Source organism: Rhizobium sp. SL42, assembly GCF_021729845.1.
Classification (GTDB): domain Bacteria; phylum Pseudomonadota; class Alphaproteobacteria; order Rhizobiales; family Rhizobiaceae; genus Allorhizobium.
In genome coordinates this window covers 130,328-147,708 of record NZ_CP063397.1, presented here as the reverse complement: position 1 = coordinate 147,708, position 17,381 = coordinate 130,328, and the positions used below count along the sequence as shown (strand labels likewise).

Sequence of the window (17,381 nt, the reverse complement as noted above, 5' to 3'; positions counted from 1 at the left end):
CGAATGATGCGCAGATTTCTGCTGGCCATGCTCGGCCTTTGCGCCATCAGTTCATCCGCCATGGCTGAATGCGTTGTGCTGTTGCACGGGCTTGCCCGCACCGAACGTTCGATGCAGGGGCTTGAGGATGCGCTGGCGGAGCAGGGCTACCAAGTCGTCAACAACGGCTACCCATCGACACAGGCCTCGATCCAGGAACTGATGTCCCATGTCACCCTGTCGGTTGCCGATTGCTGGCCACAGCAGCGCGTGCATTTCGTCACCCATTCCATGGGGGGCATTCTGGTGCGAGCGTGGCTTGCCCGGCATCGTCCTGCACGGCTTGGCCGGGTGGTGATGCTGGCGCCGCCCAATCATGGTTCGGAGATCGTCGATGTCTTCGGCGACCTGCCGCCATTCCGGTGGATCAATGGTCCGGCGGGGATGGAACTTGGGACCGCACCCTCCTCCACGCCGAATGTCCTACCGCTGCCCGATTTCGAGCTTGGCATCATCGCCGGCACCGTCTCGTTCAATCCATTCTACAGCGCGCTCATCGATGGCCCGAATGACGGCAAGGTTTCCGTAGCCAGCACGAAGATCGAAGGCATGACCGATCACTTGGTCCTGCCGGTGAGCCATACATTCATGATGAGCGATGCCCGGGTCATCGACCAGGTCAGCTACTTTCTCAAGCACGGCAAATTCAGCCGCTGATGGCCGGCGTCTTCTGGGTCAGGGCGACGGTCAGTTCGGCGGTGGTGTGATTGAGGCGTTCGGCAAGGACACGCATGATCTCGATGGCAATTTCGGGGAAATCATGCACCAGACAGAGAAAATTGTCCTTGCTGATCTTGAGCACTTCAAGGCGGCTGGTGGCGCGGACGGTCGCGGTGCGTGAGACCTCGCACAGTATGGCGATCTCGCCGACAATGGCGTTATTCTCCACGTCCGCCAGCTTGAGTTCGCCGGTCGGCGTATCTACCACGACTTCGGCCGTTCCCGACAGGATGACATAGGCCGCATCGCCGGCATCGCCCTGATGAAACAGATTCTGTCCTTCACGGCAGCTGATGCGATCCGACGCAAAAGCCAGAAGTTTCAGCTTTGTCGGTGCGATGCGCGAGAATATCGGCACGCGCCGCAGCATTTCAACTTCGTCCTTCAACAGCATTGCCATAGCACTCCCCTAGCGCTCAAAGAGACGTTATTACGATAGCAGCTCTTTGAAAATACTATTTTTCTCGGAAAGTTCCGCGAAGTTTCCGCTGTCAAGGCTCGCCGCCCCCTCGAAGACCAGAACACGTTGGAAGAACTGGGCGGCATCGGGATTGGACAGAACCCATATGATCGAGGGGCTTGTTTCATCGTCCTGTGACATCTGCATGACATTGGTGATGATGCGGTCCTGGGCGCGCCGATCCAAAGCCGAAAGCGGCTTGTTGAAGATGAAATAGTCGGAGCGTTTCAACAGTACGCGCGCCATGTTGAGTTTCTGGCGTTGGACAACGGTCAGGCGACGGCCCTGGGATCCGACTTCGAAATCCAGGCCGATCGACAGAACATCATTCCTGAGGCCGAGATTGTCGAACAGCTCGTGGCTGATGGCCCGAATGCGCTTCGATGTATCATCCTGCTCGATTGCGATGCGGCCGAACAGGATATTGTCCATCAGGCTGGCGGAGGCGGTGAAGCTCTCGATATCGTAGCGTTCGACCACGCCTGCCAGATCCTTCGGGATATTGGCATGAAACGCCTCGCGGGCGCGGACAAGGAGCGCCATGCGCTCGTCTGTCAGAAGGCCGAAGCGATGGCGAGGCTCGATATAGGAGAAACTCATCTGGATGATGCTGCTTCGGTCGGCGGGTGACGTTTCCTCCAGGGTTTTTCCCTGCAGTTTTTGCACCAGGCTTTCATAGACCGGGATATCGGCTGCCGTCATGAAGGTGAGCTGCTGGAAAAACGGGTGGTCTTCCGGCAGGTCGCTGAACAGTTCGACCGCAGTCTCTGCGATCGATAAACCCATTTCGAACAGCAAGCCGGCAGCGCCGGTTTCGTTCATGACCTGGCGGAAATAGGGGTGGGCCGCAAGTTGTTCGGCAGACGTCATCGGCTGTTTCATGCTGCCGAAGAGCAGGTTTTCCACCACTGTCGCATGGCCATTGTAGGATTTCGGTTCAAAGGGCTCAACGACCGTATCCAGTTCCTCGTCCTGCAGACGGCGGCGCATTTCGCTGCGCAGTTCGACGATCCGATCGACGAGCGCCTTGTGCTTGACGATGTCGACCCGCGAACGCAGGGCAAGATCGAGAATGTCCCGGGTGATCGTCACGGTGTCGAGGACCGTGCCGATGACCTTGTAGAGATCTTCCGGACCGCTTGCCCCTGCCGACTGATAGTCAACCCAGTCGCTGTTGAGGTCGAGATATGGATTGCCGGCGAGCTGGGCTTCGGTGCGCTCCCACTGGTTTTTCCGCGCTGCCGCGTCGGTGTATTCGACGTCGCGCAGCGGGGCGTGTTTTAGCCCGTAAAGCAGATTGTCGCGCAGCGTGCCCTGGAAGAAATGCGTGTCGGACGAGGCATAGGAGAGCTGGCGGCCGGTCACGGCTTCGGGCATTTCGTGCAATTCCTGGCCCGCAATCGTGATGCGACCGGAATCGGGAAGGATGATCCGGCCAATGGCTTCCGCCAGGGCCTCTCCGGCATTGCCGTTGTGATCTATGATCGCGACCGTCTCGTTGGGTTGAATCTCCAGCGAGATGCGATCAAGCCGGCGTGCGCCGCTGTCGTCGCAAAGGACAAGGTTGCTGACGACCAGAGCGTCCGAGAGCCGTGGCGAGCGGGTCTTGACGAGGGCCTGCACGGTAGGGCTGACCAGCGGCTCGATGTCGAATTGCTCGACGACCTGCTGATACTTGATCTGGACGTCCTGGCGCGCCTGATCCCAGTCGATCAGTTCCTTGATCGGTCCGGGGAGATCCTTGTAGGCGGCAATGACGGCCACCAGCTGGCCGATATCCAGGGTACCTTGAAGGGCAAGCGTTCCGCCCACGACATAGAACAGGAAGGGAGTCAGCTGGGCGAGGATGTTATTGATGAACTTGACCAGGAACTTCCACTGGTAGAGGTCGTAGCGGATCGAGAAGATCCGCGCCAGCCGGGCGGTTATGTCGGCGCGTTCGAGGTTCGAGGTGTCATTGGCACGGATCGTGAAAATTCCGTCTATGACTTCAGCAACACGGCCGGAAAGTTCGCGTGCGGTCAGTTGCCGTTCGCGCCCCAGTTCCAGCAGGCGTTTGCGCATCCGCGGGATGATGGCAGCCTGGACGCCGACCATCGCGGTTGCAATCAGGCCGAGCCAGATGTTCTGGACCAGAATGAAGATCAGTGCGGTTATGGCCTGCCCGCCGAGCAGTGCCGGCTGGACAAAGGCGTCTCCGATAAAGCCGCCGAGCGGTTCGACTTCGTCCTTGATCATGGTGGCAATTTCGGGAGACTTCACCCGCTTGAAATGCAGCGGCGGAAACCGCAGGGCCCGATCGAAAAGCTCGAAGCGAATGCGGCGGAGCATGCGCTCGCCAAGCCGGCCCTTGTAGGTATTGATGTAGAATTTGAACAGGCCGTTCAGCACGACAAGACTGAGGAAGACAAGGCTGAGCCCCATCAGGGTCTGGAAACGGTCCAGGTTGAAACCGTCAAACAGATCGACATGCCCGATGAGCGGTATGTCGAAGGACAAGTCCATAAACGGTTGAGTGGCGGTGGGATGTTCAAATCCCTCTCCCTGAATGGGACCGTTCACGATCTGCTTGGGCAGGTCGAAGGCGAGGAAATAGGGGATCATGGACAAGAACACGACCAGCAGAATCCACAGCTGCTGGACGTAGGTGTTGGCCCAAATATAACGCGTCAGGCTTTTTTCCATTTTCCACCGCGCAATGAATCGGAGGTTGGTACGGGCCCCACCGCTGGCCGCGATGCAGTTCGACAATGAACGTATCTGCAAAACGGGGCACGACAAGCGTTATCGACGCCGCGTCCCCGCACAATTCATCAAATGCTTGATCTGTCGCCGATGCCACGAGCGCCGGCGACAGATCAGACCGTCAGCTACTGGATCCACCTGTCCAGGAAGTTGTGTTTCTTCTCGGCCGTCTTGCTGGCATCCCGGTGAAGCAGGATGACCCGTTCGGCCTCCGAAAGCGCGGGTCTGGACAGATCGCGCGCCAGGGCATCGACCAGCAATGGCTCCTGCTGCAATTCCGGACGCTTGAGTGTCACCTTGTGGCCGACGCCGCGCAATTCCTCGTCGCCGAGTATCGTCCAATCGCCGCCGCAATAGGAGGCGAAGGCATCACTGGCAACGACCTGTGAATTGTATTTCTTGGTAAAGGCCTGCAAACGCTCGACTTCATTGACGGACGATCCGAAGGCGGAGAAGGTCAACCGGTCACGAAGGCCGACATTGCCGAACATGACATTGCCGATATGCATGCCGAGGCCGTAGCCGATCGCTTTCTGATTGTTGTCGCGTCTCTGGCGATTCAGTTCGTTCATGCGGGCCTGTGCCTGCCGGACGGCTTCAAAAGCGAGCCGGCAGGCGACTTCCGACGTATCCTTGTGTCGTCCGCAGGGGTAGACCGCGAGGAAGCCATCGCCGACGAAGCTGACGATTTCGCCGCCATTGCGGTTGAAAGGCTGGGCGGCGGCATCGAAGAATTCGTTCAGTGTATCGATATAGGCCTGGCGGCCTTCGGTATCGGCGATCTGGGTGGATTGGCGTATGTCGCCCATGACCAGGGCCGCGCGAACCGTTTCCCCGTCACCGCGGCGGATCTGGCCGTTGAGCACGCGCTTGCCGGCGCCTTCGCCGAGATAGGTCGTCAGCAGGTTGTTGGCCAGCTTATCGAGGACAGCGACCTTGGCGGCAACAGCCAGATGATCCTGGATGCGCATCAATGCAGCGATGACATCCTCGCTGAAGCCCTGTTCGCTTGCCGTGGACCAGGAGCCGATCATGCCTTGGGACGACTGGTTGCCGAGCGGTTGGACGAAGGCGATATAGTCGTTGATTTTCTCCTTGCGCAGATCCTCGAATACCGGAAATTCCACCGGACCTTCGGCTGGAATGCGGCGGCGCATGAATTCGAGATTGCTGGTCAGCAGCTTGTAATAGGGGCTGCGCAGAAAGACCTCGGGTTTTTCGATGTCGTGGATGTAACGCTCGACAATCAGGCCCGTCGACGGCCGCCAGGTGAAACCCAGGGCATCGTAAAGCGGATGGAGCATGGCGAAGGAGAGGTGAATGCGGTGAATGGGAATGCCGGTTGCGGCGATGCGATCGCAGAAGCCGCTGATGATCTCCTCGAGATTGTTGCCGGCGAGCGCCGACTTGGTCAGCCAGTCGGCGACCTTGTCCATGAAGATATTGGAGACAAGTTGGGGATTGTGGCTCATGTGGTGCCCTGTTTTACGGCATGTGCTTGATCAAATATTCTGCTCAGTCGGCTGTGCCAGGACCTGTGCCTCCGCTTCTCTGGCCTGTGCCCGTTTTTCAGACAACTGACTGGCCGCGAGCGCATATCCGCCACTGGCGCCATCGATAAAGTGCATATGGTCTCGCGACAGGGCAGTTGCAACAAAACAGGTAAGAAGCGCCTTGTCCTGGCGATGCAGGCCGAATTCGCAGACTCCATCGCGTTCCGCAGCCTCCAGCCGCTGCACGAGACGGTCCCTGTGGCCGGCATCGACATCCACGGTCATCATCAGTCCGTCGTCGAATTTGCGGAAATCCGAGTTGGCGGCAACATCGGCCTTGTAGCGGCGTGCGTCGAACTTTCCCAAGGGCAGGTTCAGCTTGTGCAGGACAACCGTCAAGATGATCTGCACCGTGATGGACAGCCGCTGACGGAGGCGTTTCGACGCTGGCGCCGTGGCGCGTGCCTCGTTTCGGATGCCTTCCGCCGAAAAGGCAAGGTCTGGGCCTGCGGCCGGTATCGGATGGGCCTCGCGGTTCTGTTCTGCAGTTACGGCAATGATGTCGCCGACCAGTTTGCGGAAGGCGTCCATCGTTTCAGCCGACCGCGGCTTTGCTATGATCGAGACGATTTCGCCATTGTGCGCCTGGATCGGGTCCCAGCGGCAGGACAGGCCGGTCAGGTCAGGCCTGGGTTCGGCATCGAGGACGTCGACCCTGTATCTTCCGGCCTTCATCTCCTGCTCTGCCCAAGTCGCGCCGCCGCCGGTGAACATCGCGTAGGCGATGTGGGTGCTTGCCGCGAAACGAGCGACGCGTACATCGAGACCCCTGGCCCGGATATCGGAGACGGGGACCAGAGCGACGCGCATATCCAGATGCAGGTCGGAGGCAACCCAGTTGCGAAGACTTGCGAGAGCCCGGGCGGCCGTCTGCACGCCACCGGCTGGAATGGCGACCATGGCACCGTCGCCACCGAAGATGAACGGGAGTTCGTGTTCGCCAAGCGCGTTCAGCACTGCGGAGATGACGCTGGCGCCGGCCATGTTGACCGCCTTGTAGCGTCCTTCGAGGATCGCGTTTGTCGATCCGACGATGTCGGCGATTGCAAGACACCAATCGTCCGGCAGCGGCTTGTAGTTCTGCCGGTCCACCACGCCTTCAAAGCGGGCAAACAGCGGGACGGATTGGTAAAACCTGTCGTCTGGACCTACGTTCATTGCAGGATCCTAGCATATCGCCAGCCGTGCCGCATTACCGGTTTTTGCAGATGGATGTGCGGCTTAAGCAGAAGCCGCATTGGCCTGGGAGACTGGAATGAACACGTTCAAGGACAATTCACGACCGCGCAACGACACCTCGTGCGTTTCCATGCCGGTCAGGTCTGCGCCGGAAAGCCGCGCCACGGGCTCCGAAATGACCAGCGGCACGTTGAACTGCTTTGCAACCGATTCAAGGCGGCTCGCGACATTCACGGTGTCGCCGATGGCGGTCATGTTCTTTGTCCTGCCGTAGCCAAGGGTTCCGACGACCGCATGGCCGGTGTGGATGCCGATGGCTATCTGCAGCTGGGTGGAAAAGTCCTTCGCCAGCTCGATATTCAGTTCCTCGATGCCGGCGATGATCAGGTGGGCGGCTTCCAGCGCCTGGCGGCAGCCTTCCTCCGGTGTCGTATTGATGCCGAACAAGGCCATGGCCCCGTCACCGATGAACTTGTCCAGCTGCCCGCCCGTTTCTTCCACCGCATGGCCGACCACGGCGAAATAGCGATTGAGGAGGAAGACGATATCGAACGGAAGGCGGCTTTCGGTCAGGGTGGTGAAGTTTCGCAGATCGCAGAAGAGGACGGCGATATCGCGCTCCCTGCCGGGGCTGATCTCCTGGCTGTTTGCCGGGACCATCGTATCCGGCATGGCCACGAGGAGCGGGGCGACCGTGAGATTGCCAGTCGGGCGCAACTGACAGGCAAGGCGTACGCCGGGCTCAGGCTTGATGCGGATAAGGGTTCTCTGCTCCAGCGTGCCGATGGCGGGCAGATTGCCTTCGGCGCTGACGACCTGGACGCGGCAGGTCGAGCACTGGCCTTTGCCGCCACAGGCCGCGTAGTGCGGCACGCCGCCCAGCCTGCTGGCTTCGAGAACCGAAAAGCCGCGAGGCACATGAACGACCTGCCCGTCGGGATAACGCACGGCGATACGGTGGGCGCGCTCGCGCAGCTTCCGGTACAGACGAAACAGCAGGAGCGTCGCCAGCGAAAAGGCGAAGGTGCCATAAGCCCACATCCTGACGGTTGCCAGCTGTACCATGGCCGAGGCCGAGGGGGCTGTCGGGTCGTAGTAGCCGCCAGGATAGCCCCGCACTATGCCCAAGGGCGATTGAATAGTGCGGCCCATTTCGGAAAAGCCGAGCAGCGCCAGGACCGGAAGCATGATCGCGAAAACCAGAAGCCAGGGGGATGCCCAGCTATACCATGTGCGATACCGCAGCCAGAAATGCAGGCCGATGCAGCCATGCAGCCAGGCGATGACCAGCACTGCCGATTGTTGAACGCCGTTGACCGGCGAACTGATCCAGAGCTGGGTGACGACGGCGGCATAGGTGTCGCGGTAACCGAACAGTTCGTTGGCAACCCGAGTTCCGACGATATGCGGGATCAGCATGAGCGGGATCATCAGGCCGAGCAGGATCTGCGCCGCTTCGGACTTCGGCATGACGAAATTGCGTCGGATATAGATCGCCCGCAAAACCAGCAGGAAATGGATCAGCAATGAACCGTAGAGAAGCACGGTGGCAATCGGATTGCGCCACAGGGTGAGGAACGGTCGGCGGAAGTGATCGGCCGTATCAACCGAGATCAGGCCAACCGCATGGTTGAGCATATGCATTGCGATGAAAATGAAGATCACCAGGCCGGATGCCAGCCGCGCATCGCGAAGCGTCCGTTCGGAGACTATGACTTTTTTCACGCTGCCGCCTTGGGTTTCTGTTGCCGTGAGCCTTTTGACCGAAGGCGCCATGATGATGAATAAGCCGGTACTCGTCGATCCATATTCAGGCTTACGGCAGATGCCCCTGCAAACCTGGGTCGCCGTTGTTCCGGTGGCGTGAATCAACCCGTCAGGTCAAAGCACCGGAACGTGGCAATTCAGAGTTCAAGCACCATTCCGTCCCGCGCGGCGATGGTTTCGGCAAAGCGCTGCTGTGCCAGCTGCTCCAGCCTGTCCAATTCATCGTCGGTGCGCGAAGGGGCATGATGGAACAGCACCAGCTTGCGGGTGGATGCCTGTAAGGCGAGCTTTACGCCCTGTTCCCAGGTCGAATGCCCAAAACCCTTGTATTTCAGCATTTCGTCTTCGGTGTAGGCGGCGTCATAGACCGCGATATCGGCATCCTGCATCAACTCCAGTGCCGTCGGATCAAGGATGCCGGTCTGATGCTCGATATCGAACACGAGCGCCAGAGACTTGCCCTGCCACGCGATCCTGTATCCGATCGCGCCACCCGGATGATCGAGCAGGAATGTGCGGATCTCGACCCCAGGGATCGGGGTCAGCAGATCACCGGCGCGAAAATCGTGAAAGATCAGGTTTGCCTTGCAGATATTCGTGTCGATCGGTGTCCATGGCGGGCTGATGAAGCGACTGACCATCTCGCGCGTGGACATCTGGCCGGCGAGATGCCCTGACCAGATGTTGACGGTCGCTACGGGATTATAGATCGGCTTGAAGAAGGGCAGGCCGATTATATGGTCATAGTGGCAGTGACTGAAGAACAGATGGGATTGTTGCAGGCCCTGTTCCAGCATTTCCATCCCGACTTCGCGGATGCCGGAACCGGCATCGAACAACAGGCGATGTTCTCCGCACCGGACCTCGATGCAGGGCGTGTTGCCACCGTAGCGCTGGAATTGGGGTCCGGATACGGGAATACTGCCCCTCGTGCCCCAGAATTTGATCGAAAACACGTTCTCTTTCATTCAATTAGACAATTGTGCCGCAGTTCACGCAGCGGATGTCACAATACCATGGGTTATAGCCAAACGCCTTTTTCGCGCGAATGCAAGTGGCCATTCATCTGTGGGTTCAAAACTGCAAGTGCGGGCTGGCTTAGAAGCGGGCTTTGCCTCTGGCATTTTGCGCTCCTCTGCCGGTTCGACCCTGGAACGGATTCAGCGCTTGTCAGCTTGGATCCACAGGCAGCGACACTGGGGCTCCACGTGTCGCGCGCTCTATCGACCGACCGAGTACGCCGAGGAAAATGGCGAGGAAATCCCGCGGGCTCTTGTGTTCGGTCAGGCTGGTGTCGCCGAATTCGGTCGCCAGAATGCGGTAGATCCGCAACTTCGTGGCCGGGACCCAGGCCAGTGCCTGGGTACTGCCCTGGCGAAGGCGATACCAGTCCACGACAAGGTCCAGGAGAGGCGATGTGTTCAGGTTGGCTCGGTCGAGGTCGTGCGCATTTGCCCAATCGTCCAGGATCGCGGACATGCTCCCGTTGCCAGTCATCGCATTCAGGGCCTCGCGCGTCGCCGTTGTTTCCAGAGATTTTCCAAGCAGCAGGCGGCAGAGGTCGGCGAGCGAACCATGAAGGGCAAACTCGCGGAGTTCCAGGGGCCAGTCGTTGGGCAGATAGCGGCTGACGACCAGCGCGTGAATGTGCCAGTTGAGAAACTCTCCGTAGTTCGATGCTTGCAGTGCAGGTTCCGGTGCCTCGCCGGGTTTGCTGGTCTCTGCCAGATAGAGTTCGAGCAGGTCGCCATCAAGCGGCATCTTGGCCAGGGACACGGTCTCTGTTTCAGGCGTATCTCCGTTAGCGCGGACTATCGTATAGCCGGCTGGAAATGCGACAAGCGAAGGGACGGCTATGTTCGTCAACCCTTGCGAGCCACTTGTCCAATCGGAGCGGGCCGCGACGTGGAGATGGCCGCTGAAATGCAGCCTGAGCCCGGCCCGGACAAGCGTTTCGCCAACAGCCTGAACCGGCGTTCGCCTGGCAATGTCGGTCCTGCCGAACAACACGTCCTCGCTGCCGGACACATCTTCAAACGGATCAAGCACCGGATAGTGGGAGAAGGCCATCAGGCGCTTGCCAAGCCTGTCGGCACGCGCACATACATCGGCAATCCAGTCGATCAGGTATGGCTTGACGCGCAGCAGCGCATTCCAGCCGGCGTTGGAACTGTCGAGGAAGGCTTTCTTGCGGGCGATGTCACGACTGCCGTTGCGCGGCTCGAAGACATTGGCGTCGAGCATCAGCAGCCACAGGCCGTCGGCCGGCTCGACCAGATAGGACGCATCGACAAGCCGGTGCGTGGTCAAGCCATCGGCGGAATGGAGGTCATGCCGTCGCATTGCAAAGTCATCCGAAGCGCCGAACGGTGTCTCCCAGTGCCGATAGGCGGCGTTTCGGGTCAGGCCGAATTCGGCCATCGGCAGCAAGCCGGCCGGCATGCCGTCGCAATACATCTTGGGTGTGACCGTCGGCTGACCGGGGTCCAGCGCCGCGATTTCGGCATCACTGGTGACGAGAGTGGTGGTGCCGGATGCATTGAGAAAACGCGTGCTCTGATGCTTGCCGAGGGGGCCGAAGACATCGTGGTTTCCAGGGATCGCGTAGAAGGACATATTGTGCCGGTCGCGCCAGTGGCGCAGCAGGCGAGCGACGCTATCGGTGGTCGCGCGTTGTCCGTCATCGGTATAGTCGCCCAGAAGCACGACGTGGCGAATGCCTCTGGAGCAAACGTCCTCCAGTGCAGCCGGAAGGGCGACGAAGCTTTCATTGAAGACCCGGGTCGAACGGGCCGTGTCTGCCCAGCTGCGCAGCGTCAGTCGCCTGCTGCCGACGTCGACGCCAGCAACGTTGTAGTCACCCTCGATATCGTGAAAGTGGGCATCGGCAATGACCGCGACTGCCGGTATCTCAGGACCGAGCCTTGGCACGACCGTTCAGGCCTTCCGGCGATAGAGGAAGTAGCGATCGGGATCGACGGTGGATGGAATTGGCAAGGGCGTCAGGGACGGATGCTCCAGCGGCAGTCCGCTGATCGCCACGCCATCCGGTGCCAGTGCGGCGCTGACGATATCGGGCAGCCAGGTCAGGGTGACGGCATCCTTGTCGGGATAGCCGGTGCCGATGTCGGCATGAACGAGGGCGGCACCCTGTCCGGCATAGGCCTTTGCCGTTTCCCCGATTTCCCCGATGACCAGGTTTTCGGGTTCAGGCGTGGAGGATGAATGGGCACCGAGAGCGCGATCGAACGCGATAATGCGCCGTCCGGGAAACCGGTCGCGCAGATGATCGAACGTGCGGCCATTGCCCAGGCCAATCTCAAGAATGGCACCCGACGGCGCGATCGGCACGTGGTCGCGGACGTGATCGATAATATCGCGCTGTGCCGACATACGGCGAATGAAACTGTCCAAACGGCTCATGAAACTGGCCCATCATTGTCGGTGCCGCCGGCACCTTATGCCTTGACGATATTGTCGCCGCTGATCTTCAACCGCGAAAACACGTTTCGTGTGTCGACGATCAGGGCCTTCACGGTCGCGAGCGGGAGGCCGACATAGCCCAGTCCGATGATGCCCACCCGCGCGCTGCGCGACTGGATGTGCTGCAGCAGCATCTCGTAGGAATGCAAAGGTGTTGGCATCGGTACTCCGTGCACTTATACAAGATCGGCACGTCCAGATGGGAGAGTTTAGCCTGCATGTCAAGTCTGGTTGAGGTGCGCGCACGCAACGCAAACTTGCTGTGTCACCAGCTGTTTTTAGCGTTCCGTCAATGCGGTTATACCGCCGCTGGAGCCCCTCTGCTGGTCGGTCTGCCGTTATGAAGATTGCCTTCTATTCTCCACTGAAATCGCCGGATCACCCCGTTCCTTCGGGTGATCGTCTGATGGCTCGCCAGTTGATCCGCTGCCTGACGCTATGCGGTCACAGCGTGGAGGTCGTTTCGCAATTGCGGGCCTTCATCCGCGACCATGACGATCGTGACGGGCGCGACGCGCTGCTCAGCTATGGCGAAGCGGAGGTCGCACGTCTTCGTGAGCAGTGGCATCGACAGGGCGCGCCGGATCTGTGGTTCTGCTACCATCCCTACTACAAGTCGCCGGATCTTCTCGGACCTGCACTGTGTGCTTCCTTCGCGCTTCCTTATGTGACCGTCGAGGCATCCTATTCCCATCGCCGGAATATCGGTGTGTGGAGCGATCTGCAGGACCGTGTGCTCGACACCGTTCGCCGTGCCGCGGTGAACATCTGCCTGACAGGGCGCGATCGCGCCGGGCTGAAGGCTGCCGCGCCAGAGGCGTCGGTTGCCAGCCTCAAGCCTTTCCTTGATGCCGACGCATTTTTCGAGACGGTGCCCCGGCCTGATCCACGTCGACTGGTGACCGTGGCGATGATGCGCTCCGGCGACAAGCTGGCCAGCTATCAGGTCCTTGCCCAGGCACTTGGCCGGATCCGCCATCTGCCATGGATGCTGTCGATCGTTGGGGACGGTCCGATGCGCGACGATGTCCGGGCTTTGTTTTCCGACCTGCCGGAAGGCCGCATTGAATGGCTTGGCCAAAAAGAACCTTCCGAGGTTGCCGAAATTCTTGCGGGCAGCGCGTTGTATGTCTGGCCGGGATGCGGCGAAGCCTATGGGCTTGCCTATCTGGAAGCGCAGGCGGCCGGGGTGCCGGTGATCGCATGGGCGACGGCGGGCGTGCCGGAAGTCGTTGAAAACGGTACGACGGGCATCCTGACGGCACCGGGCGATGTCGATGCATATGCCGCAGCCATTGCAACTCTGTTGGGCAATGACGACGAAAGACGCCGAATGGCAGGGAATGCACGTGTCCGCGTTGTGCGTGATCACTCGCTTAAAGCCGCGAGCAGGGCGCTCGATGCCATTCTTCATCAGCATTTGGGAGACCAGCCATGACCGGGCGCACTGAACTCAAGCCGTTGTTCGAAGAGCTTGATCGTCGTGCCGATCTGGGCGACCCTTTGCAGCTGTGGCTTCGCGACGACGATGCGGTCGCGCCAAGCGAGCCACTCGATCGCCTGCTTCAGCTGACGAACCATCACGGTGTACCGACGTTGCTCGCGGTCATCCCCGCTTTTACTGGTGTGGAATTGCAGCAGCGTCTGGCGCTGGAGAAGGGTGTCGAGGTGGCGGTGCATGGCTGGGCTCATGCCAATCATGCGGGTGCGGGTGAGAAAAGCCGGGAGCTGGGGTTGCATCGCTCGCTTGCAACCGTGCTTGCCGAACTCGCTCGGGGGCGTGAACGCCTTGCCTCTCTGTACGCCGCTCGGTTCGTATCCATGCTTGTGCCGCCCTGGAACCGGATCGACGGCGAGATCATCGACAACCTCGAGGGACTTGGTTTCGAGGCACTGTCCGTCTTCGGGCCTGAAAAGCCGGCTCCGCTGACGATGTTGAATACCCATGTTGATATCATGGACTGGCGTGGCACGCGTGGTGGCCGCCCAGTTGGTGCGGTCGTCGCAGATCTGGTGGCGATGTCGCAAAGCCACAAGGGGCCTGTCGGGTTGCTGACCCATCATCTGGTGCACGATGTCGCGGCCTGGGATCTGCTCGGCCAGCTTTTTGCAGTCACTGGAGAGCACGCGGGCTGCAGATGGCGATCAGCAGGGTATCTTCTGGCCGACAAGGGCTAGCGTTTTATCAGGGCCGGATTATCCGGCCCATGGCAGGTCAGTGCGTGGTCGCCATGCGTTCGCCCAGGATGCGCATGGTCTCGGCCATCGTGCGCGGGCAACTGGCCAGAATCTTCAGGAAGTAGTCCTTGCTGATCCGAAGGGCCTCGACGGGGGTGGCGGCCTTGACCGTCGAGTTGCGCGGACGGTCGCACAGGATCGCGATTTCGCCGACCACGGAACGACAGCCGACTTCGGCAATCTTGGTTTCGCCGGCCGGGCTTTCCATGATGATGTCCACAGCGCCCGACAGGATGACATAGGCCGCATCGCCGGCATCGCCCTGGTGAAACAATTCCTGGCCGGTTCCGTAGATGACCCGGTCAGAAGCGAACGCAAGCAGCTTCAGTTTTCCAGCATCCATGCCGGAAAAAAGAGGTACACCGCGTAACATCTGCACTTCGTCATTCAGGATCATCACATTCACCTGCCTCGAAAAATTGCGTTCCGACTGTCCTACTACCAACTATGCTATCAATTGCTTATAGACAGAACCGTTTTCGACAATTGTCTCGTAAGACCCATCTTCCGCCACAGTTCTATCGTTAAAAGCAATAACCCTCTCAAAGTGCTTTGCAAGGGGCGTGTTCGAAAGTACCCAGACCACTGCAGGAGTATCACCATCCTTTGCCAGAAAGGCAAGGGATGCATCGACGATGCGTTCCTGAAGATGGTGATCGAGCCCTGAAAGCGGCCGATTGAAGATGTAGTAGTCCGACTTGCGGATCAGAGCCCGGGCAAAACTGAGTTTGAGGCGCTGGGAATGGGAAAGCCGCCGTCCCGCAGCTCCGATATTGTATTCCAGCCCAAGCGCCAGCAGGGCCTGATAGAGGCCGGGTTGAGCGCGCATGAGCGAGGAGCCGATTTCGCGGAGCTGCTTGGCAGCATCGCTGAAGCGATGATTGATCTTGCCGAAGATGATGTTCTCGATCAGATTCCCGGACGAAAGATAGGCATTGGGATCGTAGCGCTCGATATACCCGCGCAGCGCGTTCGGCAGGTTGTCATGGAATTGATGCCGAACCTCGATGATCTTGTTCATCAATGCTTCGTCGAGCAGGCCGAAACGGTGCCGGGGTTCGACGTAGAAGAAGCTCAAGCGAATAAGCGCGATCCGGTCTTCTTCGCCGACCGTGCGCATCGAGTGGCCGGTCAGCCTTTGCAGACGCTGCTGGTAGGCCGGAATTTCCTCCGGTGTCATATAGGTCAGGCGCTCGAAGAACGGGTGATCCAGCGGCAGGTCCTTAAACAGCTCGACCGTGTTTTCGGCAATCGCCATGCCCATCCGGAACAGCGCTTCACCGAGGCCGCTTTCGTCCATCATGTTGCGGAAATAGGCGGTCTTGGCGATTGCCTGGATGGCCGAATCTGAACTCATCATGCCGAAGAACAGGTTTTCACCGACCATGGCCTCGGTATTGTACCGGTCCTCCTCGAAGGGAATGACAAGGCTGTTGAGGTTGCGGCGATCCAGTTCCTCGCGCAGCCGGCGGCGAAGCTGGACGATATGGGCAGCGAGTGTCGGGTCGCTATTGACGTCGATGGTCGAATGGAGGGCAAGCTGGAGGACGTCTTCGGAGAGGTCGACAACCTCCAGTACTTCCCGCATGGCTTCGAAAAGCCCGTCCATGTTCTGTGCACGGGTGGCTGAAATGTCGATCCAGTTGCTGTTTAAGTCGAAATCGGCATTGCCGGATCTTTTCGCTTCCAGAATGTCCCATCTGCGCTTGTCGGCCGCCGCGCCCTTGTACGAGACCGTGGCGGTCGGGGCATGCTTGAGCCCATAGAGAAGGTTGTCCTTCAGCGAGCCGAAGAACAGGTAAGCGTCGGGCGCCGCATACGAGATCCTGCGGCCGGTGATGGCTTCCGGCAACATGAAGATATCGTCCTCGCCGGCGCTGACCTTGCCGCCGGTCGGCCGCGTGATGCGGCCGAGAGCCTCGGCCAGGGCATCGGCACCGCTTGCTGCCGTGCCGATGATTGCGACCGTTTCGCCGGGCGATATCTTGACCGATACATGCTCCAGAATTCGTGCGCCGTTGTCGTCTTCGACCATCAGATTGTTGGTGCTGAGCGGATGGTTCATCGCGCCGGCGCTCGACGGTTCGAGAGCCTGGATTTCGGCACTCAACAACTGGTCGGCCTCGAACTGTTCAACGACCTGTTCGTATTTGACCTGCACGTCCTGGCGGGCGAGGTCCCAGTCAATCAGTTCCTTCAGCGGGCCCGGCAATTCCTTGTAGGCATTGATGACCGCGACCAGCTGGCCGACATCGAGCTTGCCGACGATCGTCAGATAACCGCCGATGACGTAGAACAGGAAGGGCGTTACCTGGGCAAGGAAGTTGTTCAGGAATTTCACCATGAACTTCCACTGATAGATATCGTAGCGGATGCGGAAGATATAACCGAGCCTGGACGCGATGTCGGCACGCTCGAAGTTGGATGTATCGAAGGCGTGAACCGTGCCGATGCCATCGACGATTTCGGTCACGCGGCCCGCCAGCTGTCTTGCACTGATCTGCCGTTCGCGGCCAAGCTCGATCAGCCGGCGGCGCATGCGGGGAATGATGCCGACCTGCACGATGGCCATGGCGAAGGCGACAAAGCCGAGCCAGAAGTGCTGCATGAAGATGAAGATCAGCGCGGTCAGCGCCTGGCCGCCAAGAAGTGCCGGCTGGACAAAGGCATCCGCGGTGAAGCCGCCGAGCGGTTCGACCTCATCCTTCACCATGCTGGCGATTTCGCCGGCCTTGATACGCTTGAAATAGTTGGGCGGAAACCGGAGAATCCGATCGATCAGCTCAAAGCGGATACGCCGAAGCAGCCGTTCGCCGAGCCTGCCCTTGTAGGTATTGATGTAGAACTTGAACAAGCCGTTGATGATGACGAGCATCAGGAACGTCAGGCTCAATGCCATTAGCGAAGGAAGGCGTTCCAGCGGCAGGCCGGGAAAAAGCTCAACGTTGCCCCAGAACGGGATGTTCAGGGTAAGGTGCATGAACAGTTGCGTGTCGCCAGCCTTGGTAAACCCATCACCCTGTATCGGCCCGTTGACGATCTGTTTCGGCAGATCGAAGGCGAGATAGTAGGGGATCATCGACAGGGCAACGATCACCAGGATCCAGAGCTGCTGCCGGCTGGTGTGGTTCCAGATATATCTGGCGAGGTTTGGTTCCATGGAAGACTTCTATGCGTGTTTTTAGGCTGCAGCTATC

Annotated in this window: 14 protein-coding genes; 3 read left to right on the top strand and 11 right to left on the bottom strand. The window is 59.5% G+C overall.

Translation table 11 applies throughout. The annotated features are described in order from the left end of the window. The first annotated feature begins 3 nt into the window (after positions 1-3). Positions 4-696, top strand: coding sequence for an esterase/lipase family protein (locus IM739_RS00620; protein ID WP_237369362.1), 693 nt, complete (start codon positions 4-6; stop codon positions 694-696). On the opposite strand, the gene IM739_RS00615 is transcribed toward IM739_RS00620, so the two are convergent. The 9 genes from IM739_RS00615 to IM739_RS00575 form a co-directional block, all read right to left on the bottom strand. Then, positions 686-1,153 carry a cyclic nucleotide-binding domain-containing protein gene (locus tag IM739_RS00615; protein ID WP_237370926.1) on the bottom strand — a complete coding sequence of 156 codons (468 nt, stop codon included), beginning with the start codon at positions 1,151-1,153 and terminating at the stop codon, positions 686-688. The two genes, IM739_RS00620 and IM739_RS00615, sit on opposite strands and share 11 nt — an antisense overlap. A gap of 36 nt (positions 1,154-1,189) precedes the next feature. Beyond that, a complete protein-coding gene (locus tag IM739_RS00610; protein WP_237369361.1) occupies positions 1,190-3,904 on the bottom strand; it encodes an ABC transporter transmembrane domain-containing protein in 2,715 nt (904 codons plus the stop codon). A 185-nt stretch (positions 3,905-4,089) separates the two neighbouring features. Then, on the bottom strand, positions 4,090-5,436 hold the full coding sequence (locus IM739_RS00605) for an adenylate/guanylate cyclase domain-containing protein (protein WP_237369360.1): 1,347 nt from the start codon (positions 5,434-5,436) through the stop codon (positions 4,090-4,092). 30 nt (positions 5,437-5,466) lie between these two features. Next, positions 5,467-6,675: a DUF3095 domain-containing protein gene (locus IM739_RS00600; protein WP_237369359.1), complete on the bottom strand. Its 1,209-nt coding sequence runs from the start codon at positions 6,673-6,675 to the stop codon at positions 5,467-5,469. Between the two features lie 63 nt (positions 6,676-6,738). Beyond that, on the bottom strand, positions 6,739-8,421 hold the full coding sequence (locus tag IM739_RS00595) for an adenylate/guanylate cyclase domain-containing protein (RefSeq protein ID WP_237369358.1): 1,683 nt from the start codon (positions 8,419-8,421) through the stop codon (positions 6,739-6,741). Between the two features lie 179 nt (positions 8,422-8,600). Beyond that, complete coding sequence (locus IM739_RS00590; protein ID WP_237369357.1) at positions 8,601-9,431, bottom strand: MBL fold metallo-hydrolase; 831 nt, start codon at positions 9,429-9,431, stop codon at positions 8,601-8,603. A 202-nt stretch (positions 9,432-9,633) separates the two neighbouring features. Then, positions 9,634-11,394, bottom strand: coding sequence for a metallophosphoesterase family protein (locus IM739_RS00585; RefSeq protein WP_237369356.1), 1,761 nt, complete (start codon positions 11,392-11,394; stop codon positions 9,634-9,636). Between the two features lie 6 nt (positions 11,395-11,400). Further along, complete coding sequence (locus IM739_RS00580) at positions 11,401-11,886, bottom strand: class I SAM-dependent methyltransferase (protein ID WP_237369355.1); 486 nt, start codon at positions 11,884-11,886, stop codon at positions 11,401-11,403. Between the two features lie 35 nt (positions 11,887-11,921). Then, positions 11,922-12,107, bottom strand: a complete 186-nt coding sequence (locus tag IM739_RS00575; protein ID WP_237371124.1) for a hypothetical protein — start codon at positions 12,105-12,107, stop codon at positions 11,922-11,924. Positions 12,108-12,286: 179 nt separating this feature from the next. On the opposite strand from IM739_RS00575, the gene IM739_RS00570 reads away from it, so the two are divergent. Together IM739_RS00570 and IM739_RS00565 are read left to right on the top strand one after the other, a co-directional pair. Beyond that, on the top strand, positions 12,287-13,384 hold the full coding sequence (locus IM739_RS00570) for a glycosyltransferase family 4 protein (RefSeq protein ID WP_237369354.1): 1,098 nt from the start codon (positions 12,287-12,289) through the stop codon (positions 13,382-13,384). Beyond that, on the top strand, positions 13,381-14,124 hold the full coding sequence (locus IM739_RS00565; RefSeq protein WP_237369353.1) for a polysaccharide deacetylase family protein: 744 nt from the start codon (positions 13,381-13,383) through the stop codon (positions 14,122-14,124). Before IM739_RS00570 ends, IM739_RS00565 begins: the two co-directional genes overlap by 4 nt. 37 nt (positions 14,125-14,161) lie before the next feature. Here the strand turns inward: IM739_RS00565 and IM739_RS00560 are convergent, their stop codons facing one another. Both IM739_RS00560 and IM739_RS00555 read right to left on the bottom strand, forming a co-directional pair. Beyond that, positions 14,162-14,581 (bottom strand): cyclic nucleotide-binding domain-containing protein, encoded by a 420-nt coding sequence (locus IM739_RS00560; protein ID WP_237369352.1) that lies wholly within the window; start codon positions 14,579-14,581, stop codon positions 14,162-14,164. A gap of 48 nt (positions 14,582-14,629) precedes the next feature. After that, positions 14,630-17,344, bottom strand: coding sequence for an ABC transporter transmembrane domain-containing protein (locus IM739_RS00555; RefSeq protein WP_237369351.1), 2,715 nt, complete (start codon positions 17,342-17,344; stop codon positions 14,630-14,632). Between the last annotated feature and the right edge of the window lie 37 nt (positions 17,345-17,381).

Bases quoted from the DNA above. Each gene is read 5' to 3' on its own strand.
- IM739_RS00580 (WP_237369355.1), bottom strand. From the start codon at position 11,886: ATGAGCCGTTTGGACAGTTTCATTCGCCGTATGTCGGCACAGCGCGAT.
- IM739_RS00555 (WP_237369351.1), bottom strand. From the start codon at position 17,344: ATGGAACCAAACCTCGCCAGATATATCTGGAACCACACCAGCCGGCAG.
- IM739_RS00570 (WP_237369354.1), top strand. From the start codon at position 12,287: ATGAAGATTGCCTTCTATTCTCCACTGAAATCGCCGGATCACCCCGTT.
- IM739_RS00565 (WP_237369353.1), top strand. From the start codon at position 13,381: ATGACCGGGCGCACTGAACTCAAGCCGTTGTTCGAAGAGCTTGATCGT.
- IM739_RS00620 (WP_237369362.1), top strand. From the start codon at position 4: ATGATGCGCAGATTTCTGCTGGCCATGCTCGGCCTTTGCGCCATCAGT.
- IM739_RS00615 (WP_237370926.1), bottom strand. From the start codon at position 1,153: ATGCTGTTGAAGGACGAAGTTGAAATGCTGCGGCGCGTGCCGATATTC.
- IM739_RS00610 (WP_237369361.1), bottom strand. From the start codon at position 3,904: ATGGAAAAAAGCCTGACGCGTTATATTTGGGCCAACACCTACGTCCAG.
- IM739_RS00560 (WP_237369352.1), bottom strand. From the start codon at position 14,581: ATGATCCTGAATGACGAAGTGCAGATGTTACGCGGTGTACCTCTTTTT.
- IM739_RS00600 (WP_237369359.1), bottom strand. From the start codon at position 6,675: ATGAACGTAGGTCCAGACGACAGGTTTTACCAATCCGTCCCGCTGTTT.
- IM739_RS00590 (WP_237369357.1), bottom strand. From the start codon at position 9,431: ATGAAAGAGAACGTGTTTTCGATCAAATTCTGGGGCACGAGGGGCAGT.
- IM739_RS00575 (WP_237371124.1), bottom strand. From the start codon at position 12,107: ATGCCAACACCTTTGCATTCCTACGAGATGCTGCTGCAGCACATCCAG.
- IM739_RS00605 (WP_237369360.1), bottom strand. From the start codon at position 5,436: ATGAGCCACAATCCCCAACTTGTCTCCAATATCTTCATGGACAAGGTC.